Source organism: Dactylosporangium vinaceum (assembly GCF_019904175.1).
In the GTDB taxonomy this organism is placed as follows: domain Bacteria; phylum Actinomycetota; class Actinomycetes; order Mycobacteriales; family Micromonosporaceae; genus Dactylosporangium; species Dactylosporangium vinaceum.
Map to the genome: position 1 here is coordinate 7057274 of NZ_CP061913.1, position 24670 is coordinate 7081943.

11 protein-coding genes are annotated in these 24670 nt (G+C 74.6%); 4 read left to right on the top strand and 7 right to left on the bottom strand.

All coding sequences use genetic code 11. From position 1 onward, the window contains the following. Window positions 1-2: 2 nt before the first annotated feature. From Dvina_RS31495 to Dvina_RS31505, 3 genes are all read right to left on the bottom strand, one after another. Complete coding sequence (locus tag Dvina_RS31495) at window positions 3-1691, bottom strand: carbamoyltransferase N-terminal domain-containing protein (RefSeq protein WP_223092925.1); 1689 nt, start codon at window positions 1689-1691, stop codon at window positions 3-5. 136 nt (window positions 1692-1827) lie between these two features. Further along, window positions 1828-6222 carry a non-ribosomal peptide synthetase gene (locus Dvina_RS31500; RefSeq protein WP_223092926.1) on the bottom strand — a complete coding sequence of 1465 codons (4395 nt, stop codon included), beginning with the start codon at window positions 6220-6222 and terminating at the stop codon, window positions 1828-1830. Then, on the bottom strand, window positions 6219-15797 hold the full coding sequence (locus Dvina_RS31505; protein WP_223092927.1) for a non-ribosomal peptide synthetase: 9579 nt from the start codon (window positions 15795-15797) through the stop codon (window positions 6219-6221). The genes Dvina_RS31500 and Dvina_RS31505 overlap by 4 nt, the downstream gene beginning before the upstream one ends. Before the next feature lie 102 nt (window positions 15798-15899). Here Dvina_RS31505 and Dvina_RS31510 point away from each other — a divergent pair, with 102 nt between their 5' ends. The 4 genes from Dvina_RS31510 to ahcY all read left to right on the top strand — a co-directional run bounded on the left by Dvina_RS31510 (window position 15900) and on the right by ahcY (window position 20859). Next, window positions 15900-17126 (top strand): MFS transporter, encoded by a 1227-nt coding sequence (locus tag Dvina_RS31510; RefSeq protein ID WP_223092928.1) that lies wholly within the window; start codon window positions 15900-15902, stop codon window positions 17124-17126. A gap of 74 nt (window positions 17127-17200) precedes the next feature. Beyond that, entirely contained in the window at window positions 17201-18193 is a 993-nt protein-coding gene (locus Dvina_RS31515; RefSeq protein WP_246655439.1) for a beta-ketoacyl-ACP synthase 3, read from the top strand. A gap of 22 nt (window positions 18194-18215) precedes the next feature. After that, window positions 18216-19409 (top strand): methionine adenosyltransferase, encoded by a 1194-nt coding sequence (metK, locus tag Dvina_RS31520; protein ID WP_223092930.1) that lies wholly within the window; start codon window positions 18216-18218, stop codon window positions 19407-19409. A 13-nt stretch (window positions 19410-19422) separates the two neighbouring features. Then, window positions 19423-20859 (top strand): adenosylhomocysteinase, encoded by a 1437-nt coding sequence (gene ahcY / locus Dvina_RS31525; protein ID WP_223092931.1) that lies wholly within the window; start codon window positions 19423-19425, stop codon window positions 20857-20859. An 83-nt stretch (window positions 20860-20942) separates the two neighbouring features. Here the strand turns inward: ahcY and Dvina_RS31530 are convergent, their stop codons facing one another. From Dvina_RS31530 to Dvina_RS31545, 4 genes are all read right to left on the bottom strand, one after another. Further along, the gene (locus tag Dvina_RS31530; protein ID WP_223092932.1) at window positions 20943-21383 is read right to left on the bottom strand and encodes a hypothetical protein; all 441 of its coding nucleotides are present in this window, start codon (window positions 21381-21383) and stop codon (window positions 20943-20945) included. 106 nt (window positions 21384-21489) lie between these two features. Continuing rightward, window positions 21490-21924 (bottom strand): GNAT family N-acetyltransferase, encoded by a 435-nt coding sequence (locus tag Dvina_RS31535; protein ID WP_223092933.1) that lies wholly within the window; start codon window positions 21922-21924, stop codon window positions 21490-21492. 114 nt (window positions 21925-22038) lie between these two features. Then, window positions 22039-23112 (bottom strand): alpha/beta fold hydrolase, encoded by a 1074-nt coding sequence (locus Dvina_RS31540; protein ID WP_223092934.1) that lies wholly within the window; start codon window positions 23110-23112, stop codon window positions 22039-22041. A 337-nt stretch (window positions 23113-23449) separates the two neighbouring features. Beyond that, window positions 23450-24604 (bottom strand): FG-GAP repeat domain-containing protein, encoded by a 1155-nt coding sequence (locus Dvina_RS31545; RefSeq protein ID WP_223092935.1) that lies wholly within the window; start codon window positions 24602-24604, stop codon window positions 23450-23452. Between the last annotated feature and the right edge of the window lie 66 nt (window positions 24605-24670).

Consider the following 24670-nt stretch of genomic DNA (forward strand, 5'->3'; position numbering starts at 1 on the left):
GCTCAGGCGCTGCGGCGCAGGAGCGTGCCGCTGTCCCAGACCAGGTCGACCTGGTCCCAGCCGATGGCCGTGCCCGCGTCGGGGAAGAAGCCGCTGCCGTTGAAGTTGGCGGACGTGTTGCACAGCACCGGGATGCCGCTGGCCGCGTGGTAGGCGCGCAGGATCTCGGTCAGGTCGGGGTCCTGGGCGGGGCTCACCGTCTGGAGGCGGGCGGTGCCGTCCAGGTGCAGCACGGCCGGGATGCGGGGTACCCACTCCGGGCGCACCGCGTGCTCGAAGAGCATGTACGGGTCCGGGGTGCCCGGGTCGAAGATCGCCGGTGCGTGCTCCTCCAGGCAGATCGGCGCGACCGGCCGGTAGTGCTCCCGGCGCTTGATCTCGTTGAGGCGGTCCTTCATGCCGGCCGAGACGGGGGCGGCCAGGATGCTGCGCCCACCCAGGGCCCGCGGGCCGAGCTCCGCGCGGCCGTTGAGGACGACGACCGGCTCACCCGTCTCGTGCAGCAGCCGGCCCAGCTCCTGCGGCGTGCACGGGGTGGCGGTCCAGCCCTCGGGCAGCTGCGGGGTGGGCAGCAGGCGCGGGCCGAGCCGGACGTGCCAGTCGATCGGGCGCAGGCCGCCGTAGACGCCGAGGTGGGCGCAGGCGGTGCCGATCGCCGAGCCGGAGTCGTCGGGGAACGGCGGGACCCACATGGCCTTGATCATCGGGTGGCCGCGCAGTGCGCTGTTCCACTTGATGTTCAGGGCGCAGCCGCCGGCGAAGCAGAAGTTGACCGGCTCGTCGCCCTTCCAGGCCCGGATCTTCGCCGTGACCCGCTCCAGCAGCAGCTCCTCGAGGAACTCGTGGACCGTGGCCAGGACGTCGTCGTCACTGACGCCGAGGCGCTCCACGTCGGCGGCGACGTCGGTGAGGAAGGCGTGCACGTAGCCGTGCGAGCGCTCGCCGTTGCTGCCGCAGCCGATGATCGTCTCGCGGTAGCGCCGGACCCGCTCGGTCGGCGCCTCGAAGTGCTCGTGGAACCGCTCGGTGAACGCGGCCTTCACGGCGTCGTCCGGCCGGCCCAGCGCGATGTACGCCATCAGCTTGCCCGCCACCGACAGGTCGTCGACGTTCTGCGACTTGTTCGTGCGCTTGTACGGGCCCCAGTGCTGCGAGGCCATCGAGTACGTGTGGCCGATGAGCGGGAACGCCTCGCCGCCCGGCTCGATGCGGCCCTGGGCGTTGACCGAGTACAGCCGCGGGAAGCAGCCGCCGTCCCAGACCATGACGATCGCCGGCTGGGCCCGGGCCGCGAACGGGCTCGTGGCGTAGGCGACCGAGAGGTGGCCGGCGACGTGCACGAAGCTGGTGTACGGCCGCGTGACGCCGTCGATGTGCAGCTCACCGCGGTAGGCCGGGCGGCCCGGGTCGGGCACGGCGGGCGTCTCACGGTACGGCGCAACGGTGAGGTCGACCGCGCCGATCGGGGTCTGCACCTTGACGTGGCCGTTGCGGGCGCCGTCCCAGCCGTCGACGACCCAGTGGTCGACGTCGTTCACCGAGTAGCCGTAGTCGGCTAACAGCTTCGGCACCAGCGCCAGGTCGTCGAAGTTGCTGTACCGCGAGTTGTTGTCGAGCTTCTGCATCTCGATGTTGAACACGAGGCGGTCGTCGTCGAGCAGCGCGAGCCCGCCGCTCTGCGTGAACTTCAATCCGGCCGTTATCACAAGGAGCCTCCAGTGCCATGCCGGCGGGGCGGAAGGGGTGCGGCACCCCGAGTGGCGGGGTGCCGCACCGGTCGACACCGCGCACACCGCACGGAATTGGGGGGAGGGTGCGGGCGGGCGTTCATACGTCGACCCCGCCATTGGACCGGTTCGCGGCTTGGGAAATTGCTAACAGCTCGGCCATGGCGGCGCCTTCGGCCGCCCGCCGGGCGATCGCGGTGAAGGCGCCGGCGAGCCCGGCCGCGGTGGCGGGGGTGAACCGGTCGAGGGCGTAGGTGAGCCGGCAGTCGAGCGCGCCGCCGCGGTCGCGCACGTCGAACTCCAGCTCGGCCCGGGCGCCCTCCCCCGGCGCGTCGACGTCGAGGGGCGTGAGGGTGAGCGGCCCCTCGGTCCAGGCCGGCTCCGGGGTGTTGTGCACGGTCAGGGTGGCGCGGTACGGCGGGCCCGGCAGGGCCAGGTGCCGCACCACTGTCTCGTACGGCAGCCGCTGGTGCTCGAGGGCGGCCAGGCAGTCGGCGGTGACGTCGGCCAGCAGGTGCGGGAAGGGCCGATCGGGGTGCACCTCCGCGCGCAGTACCACCACATTGGCCAGGAAGCCGATGAGCTCGTGCGTCGCCTCGTCGTCGCGGTTGGCGACCTGGCTGGCGAAGGCCGTGTCGCGGGCACCGGTCCAGCCGGCCAGCAGCACGTGCAGGACGGCGCAGAGGGCGGTGTAGACGCTGCCGCCGTGCGCCCGGGCCAGGGTCAGCAGGCGGCGGGTGTCCGCGGCCGGGACGGTGAACCGGTGCTCGACGGCCCGCAGGTGCACCGGCGGCGCGGTGGGTTCGAGGCCGGCCAGCCGGGTGCGCCAGTGGGCCAGACCGGCCGCCGCCTCCGGGCCGCGCAGCCACTCGGCCTCGCGGCGGGCGAAGTCGCCGTGCTGGGGCGGCCGGGTCGCCGGGCCGGGCTCGCCGGCGGCGATGGCGCGGTAGTGCGCGGCGAGGTCGCCGGCGAAGACCGACAGCGACCAGCCGTCGATGACCGCGTGGTGGAAGGTGAGCAGCAGCGCCGCGTCGTCGGCGGCCAGTCGCACCAGCCGGGCCCGCAGCGGGGCGCCCCGGGTCGGGTCGATAGGGGTGCGCCGCTCGGCCGCGGCCAGGGTGAGCAGCTCGGCCTCGCGCAGGTCCGGCGGCACGGCCCGCAGGTCGATCACCGGCAGCGGGACCGGGCCGGGCGCCCGCACGTGCTGGATGACCGCGCCGTCGCGCTCGTGCAGTTCGGTGCGCAGGATGTCGTGGCGGTGCACGACGGCGGTGAGGGCGCGGTGCAGCACCTCGGCGTCGAGCGGGCCGGTGATGCGGGCGTGGGCCGGGGTGAGGTACGCGGTGCCGTACGGGTCGCGGCGGTGCTGCCCGAGCATCGCCCGCTGGCTGCCCGAGGCCGGGGCCGGCCCGGTGTCGCCCGGCTCCTCGCGCAGCGGCGCGGACGGCACCGCGTCCAGGACGGCGGCCAGGGCCGCTACCGTGGCGCCGGCGAAGAACGCGCGCAGCGTCGGGGCGGCGCCGAGCCGGCGGCGGGCGGCGGCCACGGCGGTGACGGCCAGCAGCGAGTGCCCGCCGTTGGCGAAGAAGTCGTCGTGGATGCCGAGCCCGGGCACGCCGAGCAGGTCGGTGAAGATGTCGAGCAGGACGCGCTCGCGCTCGGTGCGCGGCGCGGCGGGTGGGGCGGCCGGGAGCCGGCCCGGCAGGGCGGCGGCCAGCGCGGTGCGGTCGAGCTTGCCGGTGCTGGTCAGCGGCAGCCGGTCGAGGACGACGACGTGGGCCGGCACCAGGTGCGGCGGGAGGGTCCGGGCCAGCTCGTCGCGGACCGCGCCGCCGTCGGCCGGGCCGCTGACGTAGGCGACCAGGCGGCGGTCGCCGGCCACGTCGGCCGCCGCGACCGCGCAGGCGGCGACGCCGGGCAGGCGCAGGGCGGCCGCCTCGACCTCGCCCGGCTCGATCCGGTAGCCGCGGATCTTGACCTGGCGGTCGGCCCGGCCGACGAAGAGCAGTGTGCCGTCGGGGCGGCGGCGCACGAGGTCGCCGGTGCGGTACAGGCGGGCGCCGGGGTCCGGGCCGAAGGGGTCGGGGACGAACCGCTCGGCGGTCGCGGCCGGCCGGCCGGTGTAGCCGCGGGCGACGCCGGGGCCGCCGATGAGCAGCTCCCCGACGACGCCGGCCGGGACCGGGCGCAGGGCGGCGTCCACGACGTAGGCGGCGCTGCCGGTGACCGGGCGGCCGATGGGGACGGGGTCGTCACCGTCGGCCGCGGTGACCACCTGGTCGGTCGCGGTCACGGTGATCTCGGTCGGGCCGTAGGCGTTGACGAGCCGCTGCGGCGGCCCGGCGGCCAGGACGGCCCGGGCCCGCGCGGGGTCGAGCACGTCGCCGCCGACGATCAGGGCGCGCACCGCCTTGAACGCGGCCGGGTCGGCGTCGGCGACCAGGTGGAACAGGGCCGGGGTCAGCCGCACCACCGTCGCGCCGCGCTCGGCGATCGCCGCGCCGAGCGCGGCGGCGTCGAGCGGCGGCCCGGCCGGCACCACGGCCAGGTGGGCGCCGTTGGTCAGGGCGGCCCACACGGCCCAGGTGGTGGTGTCGAAGGCCGGGTCGGCGGTGAGCAGCACGACGTCGTCCGGGCCGACCGGGGCGTGGTCACTGCCGGCGACGAGGCGGACGACCCCGCGGTGGGTGATCGCGACGGCCTTGGGCCGGCCGGTCGAGCCGGAGGTGAAGACGATGTTCGCGAGCCGGTCCGGGCCGGGGATCGCCTCGATCGCCACCGGGCCGTCGAGCGGCGGCACCGGATCGTCGGTGACGAGCGTCCGGACCCCGGCTTCGGCGCTGAGGGCGGCCAGCCGGTCCGGCGGGTAGGCCGGGTCGAGCACGACGTATCCGCCGCCGGCCCGCACGACCCCGAGCATCGCGGTGACCAGGGCGGCCGAGCGGCCACGGCGGATGCCGACCGGCTCGTCGGGCCGGACCCCGGCGGCGCGCAGGGCGACGGCGAGGGCGGCGCTGTCGGCGTCGAGCTCGGCGTAGGTCCACCGGCGGCCCGGTTCGCTGAGTGCGATGGCGTCGGGGCGGGCGGCGACCTGCGCGGCGAAGAGCGCGTCGAGGGTCGGTGCGCCGGGCCCGTCGTGCGGCGAGCGTCCGCCACCGCCGCGGACGGCGGCGGCGTGCTCGTCCGGCGACATCAGCGGCACCTCGCCGGCCCGGGCGTCGGGCCGGGCGGCCATCGCCCGCAGCACCCGGGCCCAGCCGTCGAGGAGCCGCCGGATCGTTGCCTCGTCCCACAGGTCGGTGGCGTAGTGCAGGTCGACGGCCAGCCCGGCGCCGGTGTCGGTCACGGTGCAGGACAGGTCGAGCTTGACCGTGTCCGTGTCGCTCTCCCGCGGCCGGGCGGTGGCCCCGTGCAGGGCGAAGCCGCGCAGGTCGTCCTCGAGCAGCTGGAACAGCACCTGGAACACCGGGTGCCGGCCGGGGTCGCGGTGCCCGGGCAGCGCGGCGACGACCTGGTCGAAGGGGGCGTCCTGGTGCTCGAAGGCGGCGGTGCAGGCGTCGGCGGTGCGGCGCAGGACCTGACGCAGTGTCGGGTCGCCGCCGAGGTCGATGCGCAGGGCAAGCAGGTTGACGAAGAGCCCGGTGATGTCGTGCAGTTCGCGGCGGGGCCGGTTGGCGATCGGCGTGCCGACGACGACGTCGGTGCGACCGGCCCAGCGGCCGAGGACGACGGCGAAGCAGGCGAGCATCGTCATGTACAGGGTGCGGCCCTCGCCCCGGCTCAGCAGCCGCAGCCGGTCGGCCAGGCCGGCGTCGAGGTCCAGGTGCACAGCGGCGCCGCGGTGGGACTCGGTGGCGGGGCGGGGCCTGTCGGTCGGCAGCGGCAGTGCTTCGACGTCCGCCAGCCGCCGCTGCCAGTACTCCACCTGCGCGGCGACGGCCCCCTGCTCGACGAGGTCGCGCTGCCAGGCCGCGTAGTCGGCGTACTGCAGCGGCAGCGGTGGCAGGCGGTGCGGTACCCCCGTGGCATGGGCCGTGTACATGGCGGCCAGCTCACGGGTCAGGATCGTCAGCGACCAGTCGTCGGTGATGACGTGGTGGAAGACCAGCACCAGCGTGTGCCGGTCCGGCCCGCGGCGCAGGAGCCGGAACCGGGCGAGCGGCAGCCGCCGCAGATCGAAGGGCCGGGCCAGCTCGGCCGCGACGACGGCGTCGGGGCCGGGGCCGGCGGTCAGGTCGACGTGGGCGTAGTCGGGCTCGGCGGTGTCGTGGATGAGCTGCCGTACACCCTCGGCGTCTTCGGTGAAGCACGTGCGCAGCGACTCGTGCCGGGCGACGAGGTCCCGCAGCGCCCGCTCGACGTGCCGCTCGTGCAGCGGGCCGTCGATGTCGACGGCGCCGCCGAGGTTGTAGGTGGCCGTGCCGGGCACCAGCTGCTCGAAGAGCCACAGCCGGTCCTGCGCGAGGGAGGTGCGGCAGGCGAAGGGCGCGTTCACGCGGGGTCCCGCCGCCGGGCGATCGGCGTGATCCCGCCCGGTGCGAACGGTGACGCCGACCGGCCCGCCGCGGCGAGCTGCCCGGCCAGCCCGGCGATCGTCGGGGTGCGGAACAGGGCGCTGAGGGCGAGGTCGACGGCGAGCTTGTCGTTGGCCCGGGCGACCAGGCGCATGGCGAGCAGGGAGTGCCCGCCGAGGGCGAAGAAGTCGTCCTCGATGCCGACCCGGTCGACGCCGAGCACCTCGGCCCACACGTCGGCGAGCTGCTGCTCCAGGGGTGTGCGCGGGGCCACGTAGTCGGCCGCGGCGACCCTGATCTCGCGGTCGGGGCGGGCCCGCAGCGCGGCCTCGTCGACCTTGCCGTTGCCGCTGAGCGGGAGCCGGTCGAGGATCGCGAAGCCGTCCGGGACCATGTACCGCGGCAGCCGCCGGCGCAGCACCGCGTGCCAGTGCGCGACCGGGGCGGTGTCGGGGTCGTGGCCACCGGCGAGGTACACCACCAGCCGCGGCGACCCGTCGGGCCCCGGGCGGCCGATGACCGCTACCGCGTCGACCCCGGCGACCTGGCGCACGACGGCCGCCACCTCGCCCGCCTCGATGCGGTAGCCGCGGATCTTCAGCATCGTGTCGGCCCGGCCGAGGTACTCCAGCTGCCAGCCGTCGCCGGTGCCGGCCCAGCGCACCAGGTCGCCGGTGTCGTAGAGCCGGGCCCCGCCGCCGGCCGGGTCGGGGACGAACCGCTCGGCGGTGCGCGCGGGCGCGCCGAGGTAGCCGCGGGCGACGGCGACGCCGCGGATGTGCAGGGTGCCGGGGACGCCGGGCGGGACGGTCCGGCCGCGCTCTTCGAGCACCACCAGCTCCGCGCCCGGGTACGGCCGGCCGATGAGGGCCCGGTGGTCGCCGGTGCCGTCCTCCTCGACGACCGACCAGGTGGAGTCGATCGTCGCCTCGGTGAGCCCGTAGGAGTTGACCACCACGCCGTCGGGGCCGAGAAGCTGTCGCAGCGCCGCGAGCTCGTGGCGGTACACCACGTCAGAGCCCACAACCGCAACCGCCACGCAGCCCAGCGTCGCGCCGACCGCTTCGGCGTGCGCGGTGAGCGCGCGGGCCACCACCGGCACGAACTCGGCGAAGTCGATGCGCTCCCGCTCGATCAGGGCGAGCAGTGCGGGCGGGTCGAGCAGTGCGGACCGCGGGCACAGCACGAGCCGGGCGCCTGTCGCGAGGGCGCGCGCGAGGTCGCCGACGAAGACGTCGAAGCCGAACGCGGCCATCTGCAGCACCGACGTGACCCGCTCGCGCAGGCGGTAGGCGCGCTCCCAGCCGGCCAGGATCGCGGCCAGCCCGTCGTGCTGCACCATGACGCCCTTCGGGGTGCCGGAGGAGCCGGAGGTGTACAGCACGTAGGCGAGAGACCCTCGGGCGTCGGATGCCGGGGCGTCGCCGAGCACGGCGGTGTCGAGCACGGCGGTGTCGAGAATGGTGACGGCTCCGCTGGAGGCGAGGACCGCTGCTCTGCGCGCGGCCGGCCAGTCGACGTCCAGGACCGTGAACGCGGCACCGGCCCGCCACACGCCGAGCACGGCCGCGACCGCGTCCACGCCGCGCTCGAGCTCGATCGCCACCACGCGCTCCGGCCCGGCCCCGCGGCGGCGCAGGGCACCGGCGATCCGCCCGGCCCGCACCCACAGCTCGCCGTAGGTAAGCGTCGTGGACCCGTCGGTGACGGCAGCGGCGTCGGGGGTGCGGGCCACCGCGGCGGCGATCAGGTCCGGGACGGAAGGGCCGGTGGTGACCGGCTCGCCCGTGCCGGCGGCCAGCAGCAGCTCGGCCTCGCCGGGCACGAGCAGCGCCACGTCGGCGACCCGGGTCCGCGGCGCGTCGGCGACGGCGGCCAGCACGGCGGCGAACCGGGTCGCGAGCAGCCGGGCCGTGGCCGGGTCGTAGAGGTCGGTGCTGTACTCGAGCTCACCGGCGATCCCGGCCGCGGGCCCGTGCTCGCACAGCGAGAACGTCAGGTCGAACTTCGCGGTGGTCCCGGGGTGCTGCTCCTCGCGCAGCGCGAGGCCGTCGAGGGCCACGTCGACCGGGGTGGTGTTCTCCAGCGAGATCATCACCTGGAACAGCGGGTGGCGGGCCGGGACCCGGGGCGGGTTGAGGACCTCGACGAGCCGCTCGAACGGCACGTCCTGGTGCTGGTACGCGGCCAGGTTCCAGTCCCGGACCCGGTCGACGAGCTCCGTGAAGGCGGGGTCGCCGGACGTGTCGGTGCGCAGCACGAGCGTGTTGACGAAGAAGCCGACAAGCCCGTCGAGGGCCGGGTCCATCCGCCCGGCGACGGGGCTGCCGAGCGGGATGTCGGTGCCGGCCCCGAGGCGGGTCAGCAGCAGCGCGAGGGCGGCCTGCAGCACCATGAACACGCTGGCGTCACGCTCGCGGGCGATGCGCTCCAGCTGGGCGTGGACGCCCGCGGGGACCTCGAAGGCGATCACGCCGCCGCGGTAGCTGGGCTCGGCCGGGCGGGGCCGGTCGGTGGGCAGGAAAAGCTCGGCCGGGGCGCCGTGCAACTGGCGGCGCCAGAAGGCCACCTGCCGAGCCGAGCGGCTGGAGGGGTCGCGCTCGTCGCCGAGCAGGTCGCGCTGCCAGAGGGCGAAGTCGGCGTACTGCACGGGCAGCGGCGCCCAGTCCGGCGCCGCACCCTGCCGCCGGGCCGCGTAGGCGGTGGCGAGGTCGCGGGCGAGGGGCTCCATCGACCAGGCGTCGCCGGCGACGTGGTGCACGACGACGGTGATGACGTGGACGTCCGGGGCGACGGCGAACACCCAGACCCGCACCGGCGCCTCGGTGGCCAGGTCGAACGCGTAGTCCCCGGCCGCCTCGACGGCCGCGGCGACCCCGTCCGGACCGGTCGGCACGACGGTGACCGGCGGGTGCGGCGGGCCGGGCGGGGCGATGCGCTGCCGGGCCCCGTCCGGGGTGTCCTCCACGGTGGTGCGCAGGACCTCGTGCCGGTCGACGACATCGCCGAACGCGGCCCGCAGCGCCGACGTGTCGAGCGCGCCGGTCGCCCGCAACGACATGGCGATGTTGTACGTCGAGTCCGCGCCCGTGAGCCGATGCAGGAACCAGAGCCGCTGCTGACCGAACGAGAGCGGGACGGCGGCCGGCCGCTCCGCGGCGCGCAGCGGCGGGCGGTCGGCCCCCGCGAGCGCGGCCGCGGCCAGCCGCTCGGCGATGCCGGCGACTGTCGGCGCCTCGAACAGCGCGCGGACGGGCAGCTCGACGCCGAACTCGGCGCGGACCCGGCCGACGAGGCGGATGGCGAGCAGTGAGTGCCCGCCGAGGCCGAAGAAGTCGTCGTCGACGCCGATGTCGGCCCGGCCGAACAGGTCACGCCAGACGGACAGCAGCCGCCGCTCGACGTCGGTGCGCGGCTCGCGGGCCGAGACGGGGCACACGGCGGCGCCGAGGGGCAGCGCGGCCAGGGCCCGCCGGTCGACCTTGCCGCTGCTCGACTGCGGCAGGCGGGGCAGGGCCACGAACCGGGTCGGCAGCATCGCCGGGGGCAGCAGCGCGCTCAGGGCGCGGGCGAGCGCGGCCGGGTCGGCGGCCACCGGTGCCGATGCCGCCAGATAGGCGACGAGCACGTCCTCGTCGCCGGCCGGGCGGACGAGCGCGGCCGCGTCGGCGACGCCGGGCAGCGTGCGCAGGGCGGCCTCGACCTCGCCGAGCTCGACCCGCACCCCGCGGACCTTGACCTGGGTGTCGGCCCGGCCGAGGTACTCCAGCTGCCAGCCGTCGCCGGGGCCGGCGACCCAGCGGGCGCGGTCGCCGGTGTCGTAGAGCCGGGCCCCGCCGCCGCGCGGGTCGGGCGTGAAGCGTTCGGCGGTGCGCGCGGGCGCGCCGAGGTAGCCGCGGGCGACGGCGACGCCGCCGACGTGCAGCGTGCCGGGGACGCCGGGCGGGGTCGGCCCGCCGCGCTCGTCGAGGACGGCGATGTCGGCGCCCGGGTAGGGGCGGCCGATGAGCGCCCGGCGGTCGTGGCCCTCGTCGGCGCCGACGACCGACCAGGTGGAGTCGATCGTCGCCTCGGTGAGCCCGTAGGAGTTGACCACCATGGCGTCGGGGCCGAGGAGCCGGCGCAGCGCCGCGAGCTCGTGGCGGTACACCACATCAGAGCCCACAACCGCAACCGCCATACAGCCCAGCGTCGCGCCGACCGCTTCGGCGTGCGCGGTGAGCGCGCGGGCCACCACCGGCACGAACTCGGCGAAGTCGATGCGCTCCCGCTCGATCAGGGCGAGCAGCCGGCCCGGCTCGGCGAGGGTGGGGCGGGGACATAGCACCAGGCGGGCGCCGGTGCCCAGGGCGCGCGCGAGGTCCCCGACGAAGACGTCGAAGCCGAACGCGGCCATCTGCAGCACCGACGTGACCCGCTCGCCGAGGCGGTAGGCGCGCTCCCAGCCGGCCAGGATCGCCGCGAGGCCGTCGTGGTGGACCATGACGCCCTTGGGGGTCCCGGAGGAGCCGGACGTGAACAGCACGTAGGCCAGCTCGCCGCCCCGATCGAGGTCCGGGGCCGGTTCGTCACCGAGGTCGTGCAGCCCGGCCGCGGTGAGGACCGTGACGGCACCGCTGGCGGCCAGGACCGCGGCGCGGCGGGCGGCCGGCCAGTCGACGTCCAGCACGGTGAACGCCGCCCCGGCCCGCCACACGCCGAGCACCGCGGCGACCGCGTCCACGCTCCGGGCGAGCTCGATCGCCACCACGCGCTCCGGCCCGGCCCCGCGGCGGCGCAGCGCACCGGCGATCCGCCCGGCCCGCGCCCACAGCTCGCCGTAGGTAAGCGTCGTGGACCCGTCGGTGACGGCGACCGCGCCGGGGCTCAGCGCCACCCGGGCCGCGATCCGGGCCGGGAGCGGCTCTGCGGCCGGCACCGGCTCGCCCCGCCCGGCCGCGAGGAGCCGCTCCGCCTCGCCGGGCAGCAGCACCGGTACGTCGCGCACCCGCACGGCCGGGTCGGCGGTGACGGCCCGCAGCACGGCCCGGAAGCGCTCGACGAGCAGCCGGGCGGTGCCGGGGTCGTAGAGGTCGGTGCTGTACTCGAGCTCGCCGGCGATCCCGGCGCCGGGCCCGTGCTCGCGCAGCGAGAACGTGAGGTCGAACTTGGCGGTGGTCGACGGGTGCGGCTCCGTGCGCATGGTCAGCCCGTCCAGGGCGATGTCGACCGGCGCGGTGTTCTCCAGCGACATCATGACCTGGAACAGCGGGTGCCGGGCGGCCGCCCGGGGCGGGTTGAGGACCTCGACGAGCCGCTCGAACGGCACGTCCTGGTGCTGGTACGCGGCCAGGTTCCAGTCCCGGACCCGGTCGACGAGCTCGCCGAACGCCGGGTCGCCGGACGTGTCGGTGCGCAGCACCAGCGTGTTGACGAAGAAGCCGACGAGGTCGTCCAGGGCCGGGTCCATCCGCCCGGCGATCGGGCTGCCGAGCGGGATGTCGGTGCCGGCCCCGAGCCGGGTCAGCAGCAGCGCGAGGGCGGCCTGCAGCACCATGAACACGCTGGCGTCGCGCTCGCGGGCGATGCGCTCCACAGCGGCGTGCAGGTCGGGCGGCAGCTCGAAGTCGACGACGGCCCCGGCGAACGTCGGCTCGGCCGGGCGGGGCCGGTCGGCGGGCAGCGTGAGCTCGGCGGGCAGGTTCGCGAGAGCCCTGCGCCAGAACGCGATCTGGCGGGCGCCGCGGCTGCGCGGGTCGCGCTCGTCGCCGAGCAGGTCGCGCTGCCAGCGGGCGTAGTCGGCGTACTGGACCGGCAGCGGCGCCCAGTCCGGCGCCACGCCCTGCCGCCGGGCCGCGTAGGCGACGGCGAGGTCGCGGGCGAGGGGCTCCATCGACCAGGCGTCACCGGCGATGTGGTGCACGACGATCGTGACGATGTGCACCCGCGGCTCGAGGCCGAAGACCCACACCCGCACCGGCGCCTCGGCGGCCAGGTCGAACGCGTGGTCGCCGGCCGCCGCCAGCGCCGCCGGCAGATCCGCCGGGCCGACGTCGACGGCGCGCACCGCCGCGGTCCGGGTGCCGGGCGGGGCGATGCGCTGGCGGGCCCCGGCGGGGGTCTCCTCGACGGTGGTGCGCAGCGTCTCGTGCCGGTCGGTGAGGTCGCCGAAGGCGGCCCGCAGCGCGTCGACGTCGAGCTCGCCGGTGACGCGCAGCGAGGTGGCCATGTTGTACGTCGAGCCCGGCCCCAGCAGCCGGTGCAGGAACCACAGCCGCTGCTGGCCGAAGGAGAGCGGCACCGACTCCGGCCGGTCCCCCGCGACGAGCGGCGGGCGGTCGGTGCGCGCCCCGTCCCCGGTCTGCGGGTCGAGGCGGGCGGCGACACCGGCGACGGTCGGCGCCTCGAACAGGGCCCGCACCGTGAGCTCGACGCCGAACTCGGCCCGGACCCGGGCGACGAGCCGGGTCGCCAGCAGCGAGTGCCCGCCGAGGCCGAAGAAGTCGTCGTCGACGCCGACGTCGGCCCGGTCGAAGAGCTCCGCCCACATGGCCAGGACCCGCCGCTCGGTGTCGCTGCGCGGGGCCCGCCCGGCCGGGTGGGTGGCCGCCGGCTGGTCCAGCGGGACGGCGGCCAGGGCGTGCCTGTCGGTCTTGCCGCTGGTGAGCAGGGGCAGCGCCGGCAGGGCGACGAACCGGGACGGCAGCATCGCCGGGGGCAGCATGGTGCTCAGCCGGCGCAGCAGCGCGGCCGGGTCGGCGGTGAGCGCCGGCGGGGCGGCGAGGTAGGCGACGAGCTGCTTGTCGTCGCCGGCCGTGCGGATCAGCACGGCGGCGTCGGTGACCTCGGGCAGGGTGCGCAGGACGGCCTCGACCTCGCCGAGCTCGACCCGCACGCCGCGGACCTTCACCTGCCCGTCGGCGCGGCCGATGAACTCCAGGTCGCCGCCGGGGCCGCGGCGGACCAGGTCGCCGGTGCGGTACATGCGGGTGCCGGGCGGGCCGAACGGGTCGGGCACGAAGGCGGCCGCGGTGAGGTCGGGCCGGTTGAGGTAGCCGCGGCCGAGCCCGGCCCCGGCGATGCACAGCTCGCCGACGGCGCCGTCGCCGACCGCCCGCAGGTCCCGGTCGAGGACGTAGAGGACGACGCCGGTGACGGGGCGGCCGATCGGGGCGGTCGCGGTCGCGGCGTCGGCGCGGCAGGGCCAGAACGTGGACTCGATCGACGCCTCGGTCGGGCCGTAGAGGTTGTACAGCGGGGCGGTCAGGACTGTGCCGTAGCGGCGGACGAGCCCGATCGGCAGCGCCTCACCGCCGCAGAGCACGTGGCGCAGCGTCAGGCAGTCGCCGGCGCCGGGCTCGTCGAGGAACTCGCGCAGCGTGCTGGGCACGAACTGCACGGAGGTGACGCCGGTGCGCTGGATGAGCCGCACCAGGTAGCGGGGGTCGTGGTGGCCGTCGTGGTCGGCGACGACGAGCACCGCCCCGGCGGCGAGCGGCCAGAACAGCTCGTGCACCGACGGGTCGAAGGTGAGCGGGGTCTTCAGCATCGTGCGGTCGCGGGCGGTGAGCGGCTGCTCGCTCTGCCACCAGCGCAGCGTGTTGACGATGCCGTGGTGCGGTACCACCACACCTTTGGGACGCCCGGTGGAGCCCGACGTGTAGATCACGTAGGCGGGGTGGGCGGGCAGCAGGCCGCGGGCCGCGTCGCCGGGCGGCACCGGCGGGGCCGCCGCGATCTGGGCCCGCACGGCCGGGTCGTCGAGCACGAGCCGGTGCCGGCCCGGCGCCTCCGGGGCCAGGCCGGCGGTGGCGGCGACGGTGAGCACGACGACCGGCTGGGCGTCGCGCAGCAGTGTCGCGGCCCGCTCGGGCGCGGCGGAGACGTCGACGGGCAGGAACGCCGCGCCCGCCTTGCCGGCGGCGATGGCCCCGATGACGAGGTCGGTGCTGCGGGGCACGGCCAGCGCGACGACCCGCTCGGGCCCGGCGCCGCGGTCGCGCAGGACCCGGGCCAGCCGGGCGGCGCGCTCGTCGAGCTCGGCGTAGGTGAGGGACTCGTCACGGTACAGCAGCGCCACCGCATCCGGCGTGCGCCGGGCCTGCTCCTCGACGAGCGCCGGCAGGGTGGGCGCGGCCATCGCCGGTTCGCCGGCGGGCAGCGGCGCGGACGGGTCGGTGAGCAGCTCCTCCAGGAGCCGCTCGTAGGCCTCGAGATGGCCGCGGGCGGTGGCCGCGTCGAACAGCTCGGCGTCGTACTCGCACGTGATCGTGTAGGAGCCGGGCAGCGCGAGGATGTCGATCTCGAAGTCGGCCTTGGCGTAGCGCCGGGAGGTGCGCAGCAGCCGCAGCTCCAGCCCGGCCGCGCTCGGCAGCCGCAGCGGCCGGTCGAGGTTGAAGAACGAGGCGAACAGCCGCTCCCCCGGCCGCAGGTCGATGCGCAGCCGGTCGCGGGCGGCCCGGGCGGAGAACCCGGGGTGCTGGTACGCCTCGACGAGGCCGCGCTGCACCGCCCGCAGGAACTCGTGCCCGGTCCCGCCGTCGGGCCTGGTGCTCGGGACCGGCAGCACGGTGCTGCAGTTGCCGACGAGCCGGTCCCCGCCGGGGTGGTCGCGCTGGGCCAGGGGCACGCCGACGACGAGGCGCCGCTGGCCGGTGATGCGGTGCAGCAGCGCGGTGTAGGCGCCGAAGAGCACGGTGAACGGCGTGCAGCCGAGCGTCGGCCCGACGGCCCCGACGAGGGCGGCGACGCGCGGGGACAGCGGATACTCGATCCGGTTGCCGAGCCGCGCGGTGTCGGCGCCGCGCGGCCGGTCGGCCGGCAGCCGCAGCACCGGGAAGTCGCCCTCGAGGCGCTGCGCCCAGTAGGCGGCGTCGGCGGCGGCCGCGGGGCTCTCGGCCCGCCGGCGCTCGTGCTCGACGTGATCGCGGAACGCGGGCGGCGCGGCGAGCCCGGCCGGGGCGCCGGTGTATAGCGTCACCAGCTCGTCGATCAGGATGCCGAACGACCAGCCGTCGATGACGGCATGATGGACGGCGAAGTGCAGCCGGTGCCGGTCCGGGCCGCGGCGCAGCAGGGTGACCCGGCACAGCGGGCCGGTGGCCAGGTCGAAGGCGTCCCCGGCCCGCTCGGCCAGCCAGGCCGCCTCGGCCTTGTCGCTGCCGAGGTCGACGACGGCGAACGGCTCCGGCGGCGGGGGCAGCGGGTGCTGGGTGGCGCCGTCGGCGGCGAAGACGGTGCGCAGGCTCTCGTGCCGCGCGAACAGCCCGGCGACGGCGCCGCGCAGCGCCGCGACGTCGAGCGGGCCGCGCAGCTCCAGCATGATGGTCTCGTTGTACGCGCGCGAGTGGTCGGCGCCCATCTGGTCGATGAACCAGATGTCCTGCTGCGCCGCGCTGAGCGGATACGGCCCGGTCGCGGGCAGCGGTCGCGGGGCGGGCGCAGCTGGAGCCGGGGCAGGCGGCGCCGGGGCGGGCGGCGCCGCCGTCAGCAGGGCGTGGGCCTGGCTCATCACGCGCGCGTGGACCTCGAGCATGCGCAGGACCGGATCGCCGGCCCGTGATAAGTCGCCTGGCATGCCGGTCATCAGACCCCAGGCCACCCGGGTCCTCAAGCCGGGAAGATCAGCACTAGGCGAATCGCTAGGCCGCGGCGGGTTACATGGTCCGACGGAGGTGACATGACCCTGCTGGCCGGACCGGTACCGCTGCGGCGCAACCGCGACTTCCAGGTCTTCTGGGCCGCGCAGGCGCTCTCGGCGCTCGGCAGCTCGTTCTCGCTCGTGGCGCTGCCGCTGCTGGTCCTGCACGCGACCGGCTCGGTGGCGCAGATGGGCCTCATCACCGGTGTCGCGGGCGCGGCCGGCGTGGCGTCGGGGCTTGTCGCGGGCGTCGTCGCCGACCGGCACGACAGGCGCCGGCTCATGGTCGCCTGCGACGCGGCCCGGCTGGTGCTCTACGGCGCGGTGCCGCTGCTGTGGTGGACCGCCGGGGAGGTGGTCTGGGCGCTGTATCCGCTGATGGCGGCCGCGTCCGTCGCGACAATGGTCTTCGACGTGGCCTGCTCGGCGGCGGTCCCGGCCCTCGTGGACCGGGACCAGATCACCGCGGCCAACAGCCGCCTGGAGGGGACGTACGCGGCCGGGTTCGTGCTCGGCCCGGTCGCCGCGGGGCTGCTGACCGGGCTGCTCGGCCCGGTGCCGGCGATCGCCGTCGACGCGGCGACGTTCGGCCTGTCCGCGGCCGGGCTGCTGCTGATCCGCCTGCGCCCCCGGGCGACGGTCGCCGAACGGTCGGCCCTGTGGCCGGACCTCGTCACCGGCCTGCGATTCCTCTGGGGTACTCCCAGGCTGCGCGCCATCACCGCCCTGTACATGCCCGTCACGTTCCTGAGCCTCGGCCTCGTCGACCTGTTCATCTACTACCTGCGCCACGACCTGGGCCAGGGCGACCGGGTCGTCGGGCTGCTGCTCGGTGTGGCCAGCCTCGGAGCGATCGCGGCCGCCGCGGTCACCCCGGCCCTGCGCCGGCGGCTCGGCTTCGGCCCCGCCTGGCTGGGCGCGTACCTGGCCTGCGGCGTGGCCATCGCCGCCGCCGGGCTGGTCTTCCACGTGGCCGCGGTGCTCATCGCGGCGACGGTGTTCGCGTTCGGCGAGACGGCGGCGGCGATCAGCTCGGCGTCACTGCGCCAGACCGTGACCCCGGAGCACCTGCTGGGCCGGGTCACCGCGGCGTTCCGGCTGGTGCACCACTCCTGCGGCCCGCTGGGCGCCCTCGTGCTCACCACCGCCGCCGCCGGGATCGGCGTGCGTGGCCCGCTGACCGCTGTCGGCGTGCTGTTCGTCGTGGTCGTGGCGATCGGGTTCGCCACCCCGCTGGCCGCCCGCACGCCGGAGGCGCCGGGATGACATCTCTGGCGTCATGCCAGACCGTCGTTGCTTGCGCTGCAGCCCCGCGGCCGGGCCTGGCTACGCTGCGCCGCGTGCCGACCCTCACCAGACGCCGCGCCGGCGGCGCCCGCCTGCTCGGTGTCGGGGCGTACCGTCCGCGGCGGGTGGTGTCCAACGACGACCTGTGCGCGGCCATCGACTCCAGCGACGACTGGATCCGCCAGCGCTCCGGCATCGTGTCCCGCCGCCACGCCGGCCCGGACGAGACGATTCCGGCGATGGCCGCGGCCGCCGGGCGCGACGCGCTCGAAGCCGCCGGGGTGGCGCCCGGCCGGGTCGACGCCGTCGTCGTCGCCTCGATGTCCAACCTGCAGCAGTCGCCGCCGATCGGCCCGGAGATCGCGACCCGGGTCGGGTCCGGCCGGGCCGCCGCCTTCGACCTCGGCGCGGCCTGCGCCGGCTTCTGCCACGCACTCGCCGTCGCCGACGGCCTGATCTGCGCCGGCTCCGCGGAGCACGTGCTGGTGATCGGGGCCGAGCGGATGACCGACATCATCGACCCGGCCGACCGCTCGACCGCGTTCCTGTTCGCCGACGGCGCCGGGGCGGTCCTCGTCGGGTCCGGTGAGCGGCCCGGGTTCGGGCCGGTGGTGTGGGGCTCCGACGGCACCCGGGCCGGGCTCATCGGGCATCCGGAGACCTGGCTCGCCGTGCGCGACAAGCCGGACTTCTGGCCGACGATGCGGATGGCCGGCCCGGAGGTGTTCCGCTGGGCGGTGCAGGAGATGGCCCCGCTGGCCCGCAGCGCCGTCGCCGCGGCCGGCCTGGAGGTGGCCGACCTGGCCGCGTTCGTGCCGCACCAGGCGAACCTGCGCATCATCGACAAGCTCGCCGCCGCGCTCGGCCTGCCGCCGGCGGCCCGGGTCGCCCGCGACGTGGTGTCGGCCGGCAACACCTCGGCCGCGTCGGTCGCGCTCGCCCTGCACGCGCTGCTGGACTGCCCCGACCCGCCGCGCGGCCCGGCGCTGCTGGCCGGGTTCGGCGCCGGGCTGTCGTACTCGGCCCTCGTCGTGGAACTGCCCTGACCCCGTAGCCATTGGAGAACGCATGACCAGACGCCTGTTCACCTCGGAGTCGGTGACGGAGGGACATCCGGACAAGATCGCCGACCAGATCAGCGACGCCGTGCTCGACGCGCTGCTGGCCCAGGATCCGCGCAGCCGGGTCGCGGTCGAGACGCTCATCACCACCGGCCAGGTCCACCTGGCCGGCGAGGTGACGACCGGCGCCTACGCCGACATCGCCGGGCTGGTCCGCTCGACGATTCTCGACATCGGTTACGACGCGTCGGCGAAGGGCTTCGACGGCGCCTCCTGCGGTGTCAGCGTCTCCCTCGGCGCGCAGTCGCCGGACATCGCCCAGGGTGTCGACTCGGCGATCGAGGTGCGCGAGGGCGCCGGCGGTGACTCGCTCGACCTGCAGGGCGCCGGTGACCAGGGCATGATGTTCGGCTTCGCGTGCAGCGAGACGCCTGAGCTCATGCCGCTGCCGATCGCCCTGGCCCACCGCCTGGCCCGGCGGCTCTCCGCGGTGCGCAAGGACGGCACGATCCCCTACCTGCGCCCGGACGGCAAGACCCAGGTCACCATCGAGTACGACGGGCTCAAGCCGGTCCGCCTGCACACCGTGGTGGTGTCCAGCCAGCACGCCCCCGACATCTCGCTCGACTCGCTGCTCACCCCGGACGTGCGCGAGCACGTCATCGCCCCCGAGCTCGAGGGCCTGGGCCTGGACACCGAGGGCTACCGGCTGCTGGTCAACCCGACCGGCCGCTTCGAGATCGGCGGCCCGATGGGCGACGCCGGCCTGACCGGCCGCAAGATCATCGTCGACACCTACGGCGGCTACGCCCGCCACGGCGGCGGTGCGTTCTCCGGCAAGGACCCGTCGAAGGTCGACCGGTCGGCGGCGTACGCGATGCGCTGGGTGGCCAAGAACGTCGTCGCCGCCGGCCTGGCCGAGCGCTGCGAGGTGCAGGTCGCCTACGCGATCGGCAAGGCCCACCCGGTGTCGCTGTTCGTCGAGACCTTCGGCACCGAGGTCGTGCCGGTCGAGCGGATCGAGAAGGCCGTCGGCGAGGTGTTCGACCTGCGCCCGGCCGCGATCGTGCGGGACCTCGACCTGCTGCGCCCGATCTACCGCGAGACCGCCGCCTACGGCCACTTCGGCCGCGAACTGCCGCAGTTCACCTGGGAAAGCACCGACCGCGCCGGCGACCTCAAGTCCGCCGCGAGCGCCTGAGCAAGGAGCCGCAATGCTCGACGATTTCAAGGTGGCTGATCTGTCCCTCGCCGCGTTCGGGCGTAAGGAGATCCAGCTCGCTGAGCACGAGATGCCGGGCCTGATGGCCATCCGGCGTGAGTTCGCGGCGGCGCAGCCGCTCAAGGGCGCGCGGGTGACCGGCTCGCTGCACATGACGATCCAGACCGCGGTGCTGATCGAGACGCTCGTGGCGCTCGGTGCGCAGGTGCGCTGGGCCAGCTGCAACATCTTCTCGACCCAGGACCACGCCGCGGCGGCGATCGCGGTGGGTCCGGAGGGCACCCCGGAGAAGCCGGCCGGGGTGCCGGTCTTCGCGTGGAAGGGTGAGACCCTCGAGGAGTACTGGTGGTGCACCGAGCAGGTGCTGCTGTGGCCCGATGGGCAGGGCCCGAACATGATCCTCGACGACGGCGGCGACGCCACGCTGCTGGTCCACAAGGGTGCCGAGTTCGAGGGGGCCGGTGCGGTGCCGTCACCGGACACCGCCGACTCCGAGGAGTACGCGGTCATCCTGGGGCTGCTGCAGCGTTCCATCGGTGAGGACAACCGCCGCTGGACCCGGATCGCGGCCGGGATCAAGGGCGTCACCGAGGAGACCACCACCGGCGTGCACCGCCTGTACGAGATGCAGCAGGCCGGCACGCTGCTGTTCCCGGCGATCAACGTCAACGACTCCGTCACCAAGTCGAAGTTCGACAACAAGTACGGCTGCCGGCACTCCCTCATCGACGGCATCAACCGCGCCACCGACGTGCTCATCGGCGGCAAGGTCGCGGTCGTGTTCGGCTACGGCGACGTGGGCAAGGGCTGCGCGGAGTCGCTGCGCGGGCAGGGCGCGCGGGTCATCGTCACCGAGGTCGACCCGATCTGCGCGCTGCAGGCCGCGATGGACGGCTACCAGGTCGCCACCATCGACGACGTCGTGGAGAGCGCCGACATCTTCATCACCGCGACCGGCTGCCTCGACGTCATCACCGCCGAGCACATGGCCCGCATGAAGCACCAGGCCATCGTGGGCAACATCGGCCACTTCGACAACGAGATCGACATGGCCGGCCTCGCCAACCGCTCCGACGTGACCCGCATCACCATCAAGCCCCAGGTCGACGAGTGGAAGTTCGACGACGGCCACTCCATCATCGTGCTGTCCGAAGGCCGCCTGCTCAACCTCGGCAACGCCACCGGACACCCCTCCTTCGTCATGTCCAACAGCTTCGCCAACCAGACCATCGCCCAGATCGAGCTGTTCACCAAGACCGACGAATACCCGATCGGCGTCTACACCCTGGCCAAGCACCTCGACGAAAAAGTCGCCCGCCTCCACCTCGACGCCCTCGGCGTCCGCCTCACCGAACTCACCAAAAAGCAGGCCGAATACCTCGGCATCCCCGTCGAAGGCCCCTACAAGGCCGACCACTACCGGTACTGACCATGCGGCCGCCGCGGAGGCTCAGGGAGTCTCCGCGGCGATCGCCGCGCTGATCCGCTGCGCGGTCGCCGTAGTGGCCCCGTTCACCCGAGGGTGGTCCGGATCGCCGGTCCGGCAAGCTCCTGCCAGGCCCGAGCCGTGTCCGGGTGCACGTCCTGCAGCACCATCCGGCCACCCGACGCCATCGGATACTGCGGCGGCCTCACCCTCGCCAGCAGCCGGCGACGCGCGAACCCGCCTCCGATCCATACCGCAAACGTGAGGTAGCCGAACTCGTGCCACCAGTGCGCGAGCACCCAGCAGACGCACGCGCACGCGGCCACGCCCACGTCGGCGTACTGCTCCAGGCGGCGGTAACGAACGAACCGCTTCCGGCTGGCGTCGTCGAGCATGATCCAGAGCGCGTCCGGCCAGAGCCCGGGCATCGGCAGCTTCGTCGGCGTCTCCACGACGGACCCGTCGACCACGGACCTGTACGGCATCGGCGGCACCGCCCCGCCCATCTCCCACCAGACCCACGCCACACCCACATTGTCATCGATACCCGCAACACCGGCCGCCCTCGTCTCCCGGCCCGAGTGATCCCGACGGCCCCGGGGCCTGCGCTGGGGCCGGTCGGTACGGAAGGCTTCAGCCGACCGGCAGGTCGCGGGAGAGGTCGATGAACTGCGCCCCGTCGACCGTGTAACGCTCGACCTCCACGAAGCCGTGTCGCCGCGCGAAGGCGAGCCCCTCGACGTTGGCGGCGAGCACCACCGTCGCCACCGAGGCCGCGCCGAGCTCGCCCGCGACGGCCAGCATCCGCCGCAGATACTCGCTGCCGTATCCGCGGCGGCGATACTCCGGCAGCACCCGCACGATCACCGTCGCTCGCCCGTCGACGACCGGACGCACCGTGGCGTTGCCCACCGTCGCACCGCCGACGAGGCCCAGCGTCAACAGATTCCGGCCGCGACGCTCCTCGACGTCGGTGCGTGACAACGGCGCCACCGGGATGATCAGATTATGGATCTCGCGCCAGGCTTCGGCGGAGTCGTCGGCAACCGGCACGACAGTCAAGGCCACCGGCCGAGGGTAGCCGTTCACGGCCCGGGACCGCAGCGGCGAAGCGGCCTCCGGGGCGGGCGTGACACCGCGGCCACCGCGGTCGGCGGTGGTCGCGGTGCCGCCGGGCCGGTGTCAGGCCACGCAGCCGTTCGCGTCCTTGACCGGGTTGATCGTGTATTTGTCGACCCAGCTGTGCGCGAAGTTGTAGGAGTCGCGGGCTTTGATGTGGAACCCGGTGGCGTGGCCGCCGTCGAGCACGACGTAGGTGCTCAGGCAGGCCCGCGGCCCGAAGTTGACGCCCTCGCGGGTCTTGACGGCGGCGCTTGTCGCGCAGGTGAGCCCGCTGGGCTCGTCACAGTAGAAGGTGTCGTACTGCCCGACGGTGATCAGCACCGGCACCGTGATCGCCAGCGTCACGGCCGGGTTGCGGGCCGCGCCGAGCGACGATCGCTCGGTGAGCGTGCCGGTCTGCTTGATGGACTCGTCCATCGTGATCATCGCCGCCTCGGCTCCGGCCGTGCGGTAGAAGGCCGTCCCGCGGGTGTTCGGCATGGTCGTGATGTAGCCGCTGTCCAGTCCGGCGGAGGCGAACGCCGGGTCGGAGGCCGCGGTGTAGAGCGCGCTGCCCAGCACCGCGAGCCCCGGTGCGTAGGTGGTCATCAGGAAGTCCTGCAGCACCAGAAAGTCCGGCCGGGCCGCCGCATTGGTGGTGGTCCCCGCCAGGTACTGCAGAATCGCCGCCCCGAAGGAGTGCCCGACCCCGACGACGTTCACGAAGGAAATACCGCCGATGACCCCGGTGCGCAGCTTCTGCACGATCTGGGCGATGACATAGGCGTGCGACTGCAGCGTCAATTTGCTCGACGGCGGATGGTCGGACAGCCCGACCCCGAGCCGATCGATGTTGAAGGTGGAATATCCCCGGCTCGTTGCGGCATAGACGTACGAGTACGTGTTGGGCTGGGCCGGTGAATTGAAGTAGTTGTGGTCGTAGGTCAGGCCGGACACGAAGAGCTCGACCGTCCTGGCGCCCCGCAGGCTGTCGGCAGTGGTGCACAGCCGCCCCCGTACGGTGTAGGGCGTGGGATCGGTGGCCGAGACGGTCACCGTGACCGTCTGCGCGGAACAGCTCGCCCAGGACGGGTCCGCGCCCTCGGCAAACGCCGTCGAGGGCGGGGCCACCATCGCCAGAAATACACTGCTCAACAGGGCGACGGAAAATGACAATAATCGACGCATTCGCATTCCTAGCTGTAGTGGAGGATTTGCGAGTGCGGTAGAGCATAAAGACGGATCTCGAAGCCCACCCGGTCCGATCGGGTGCCTCGGCCGAGTCATTGAGACAGCTTTGGCGGCATGATCGGATTACCGCTGCGCGCCGCGGCACTCGGCGCCATTCGCCGATTACCCGCGGTGACTGCGTTCTACAGTTGACCGTGTGCTTGACGGCCGCAGCGGCGCCCTCATCCGCACCGGGATGCGGCGGGACCGGGGTTCGCCCCGGCCCCGCCGCCCGTTGCCGCTCGTCCGCCGGGCCGGGCGCTCAGCGCGGCGCGGTGAAGGTGCCGTTGAAGCTCGCGCCGTCGGACAGCCAGCAGGTGATCTTGTCGATGACCGTGCAGTGGTCGGCCTTGCCGTCGCCGTTGACGTCCGGGTAGTAGGGCCAGCCGCCGTCGCTCGGCATCGGGTGGGCGAAGCTCGTGGTGCTCCAGCCGGAGCCGTCGGAGAGCGTGCACAGGTCCTGGTACCCGCCGTAGTTCACCACCCGGCAGAAGTCGGCGCGGCCGTCGCCGTTCACGTCGGCCCAGGCCGACCGGCCGGCGTAGCCGCCGTCCATCACCGGTGACATGCCCGTCGAGCCGAACCCGCTGCCGGTGGCCGGCGTGCACTGGATGTTCATGGCCGCGTAGTTGGCCGAGCCGACGAATCGGCAGTAGTCGGCCCGGCCGTCACCGTTCACGTCGGCCCATTTGCGGGTGTCGTCGTAGCCGGGGTCGACGACGCCCGACGTGACGGTCAGGCCGAAGCCGATGCCTGTCGACAGGGCCAGCGTGCACTGCAGGTATTTGTAACCGCTGCCGACGACCCGGCAGTAGTCGGCGCGGCGGTCCCCGTTCACGTCGACCCAGGCGCGGCCGGCGTCGTAGCCGGGGTCCAGCGGGCCGGACGTGTACGTATCGCTCCAGTTGGTGCCGGTGGACAGCGTGCACGAGATGCGCTTGTCGGACCCGCCGACGACCCGGCAGTAGTCGGCGCGGCCGTCGCCGTCGAAGTCGGCCCAGGTCCGCCCGGCGTCCCAGCCGGCGTCGACCGCCCCCGACGTGTACGTGGCGCCGAAGCCGCCGCCCGTGGACACCGTGCACTGCAGGTCGGTGTACCCGCTGCCGATGACCCGGCAGTAGTCGGCGCGGCCGTCGCCGTTGAAGTCGGTCCAGGCCCGGCCGGCCGACCAGCCGAGGTCGGCGATCGAGCCGCCCGTCGCGAACAGCAGCCCGGTGCCGGTCAGCAGGTCGCAGTGCAGGTACCGGGAGTTCTGCGCCTCGCAGTAGTCACCGCTGTGGTCGCCGTTGAAGTCGACGAAGCCGAACTCGCGCGGCACTCCCGCGAACCCGGCCGTCGTGGCATCGGCCGGTGCGGCCGGGACGATGAGCAACGCCGCGGCCGCGGCCGCGAGTATCCCGGTGATGCGTCGGAACATGTGATGACCTCCTGTCATCGCGGTGCTGGATACGTTCCGTCACGCTAGGGACGCGGACTGGTGACC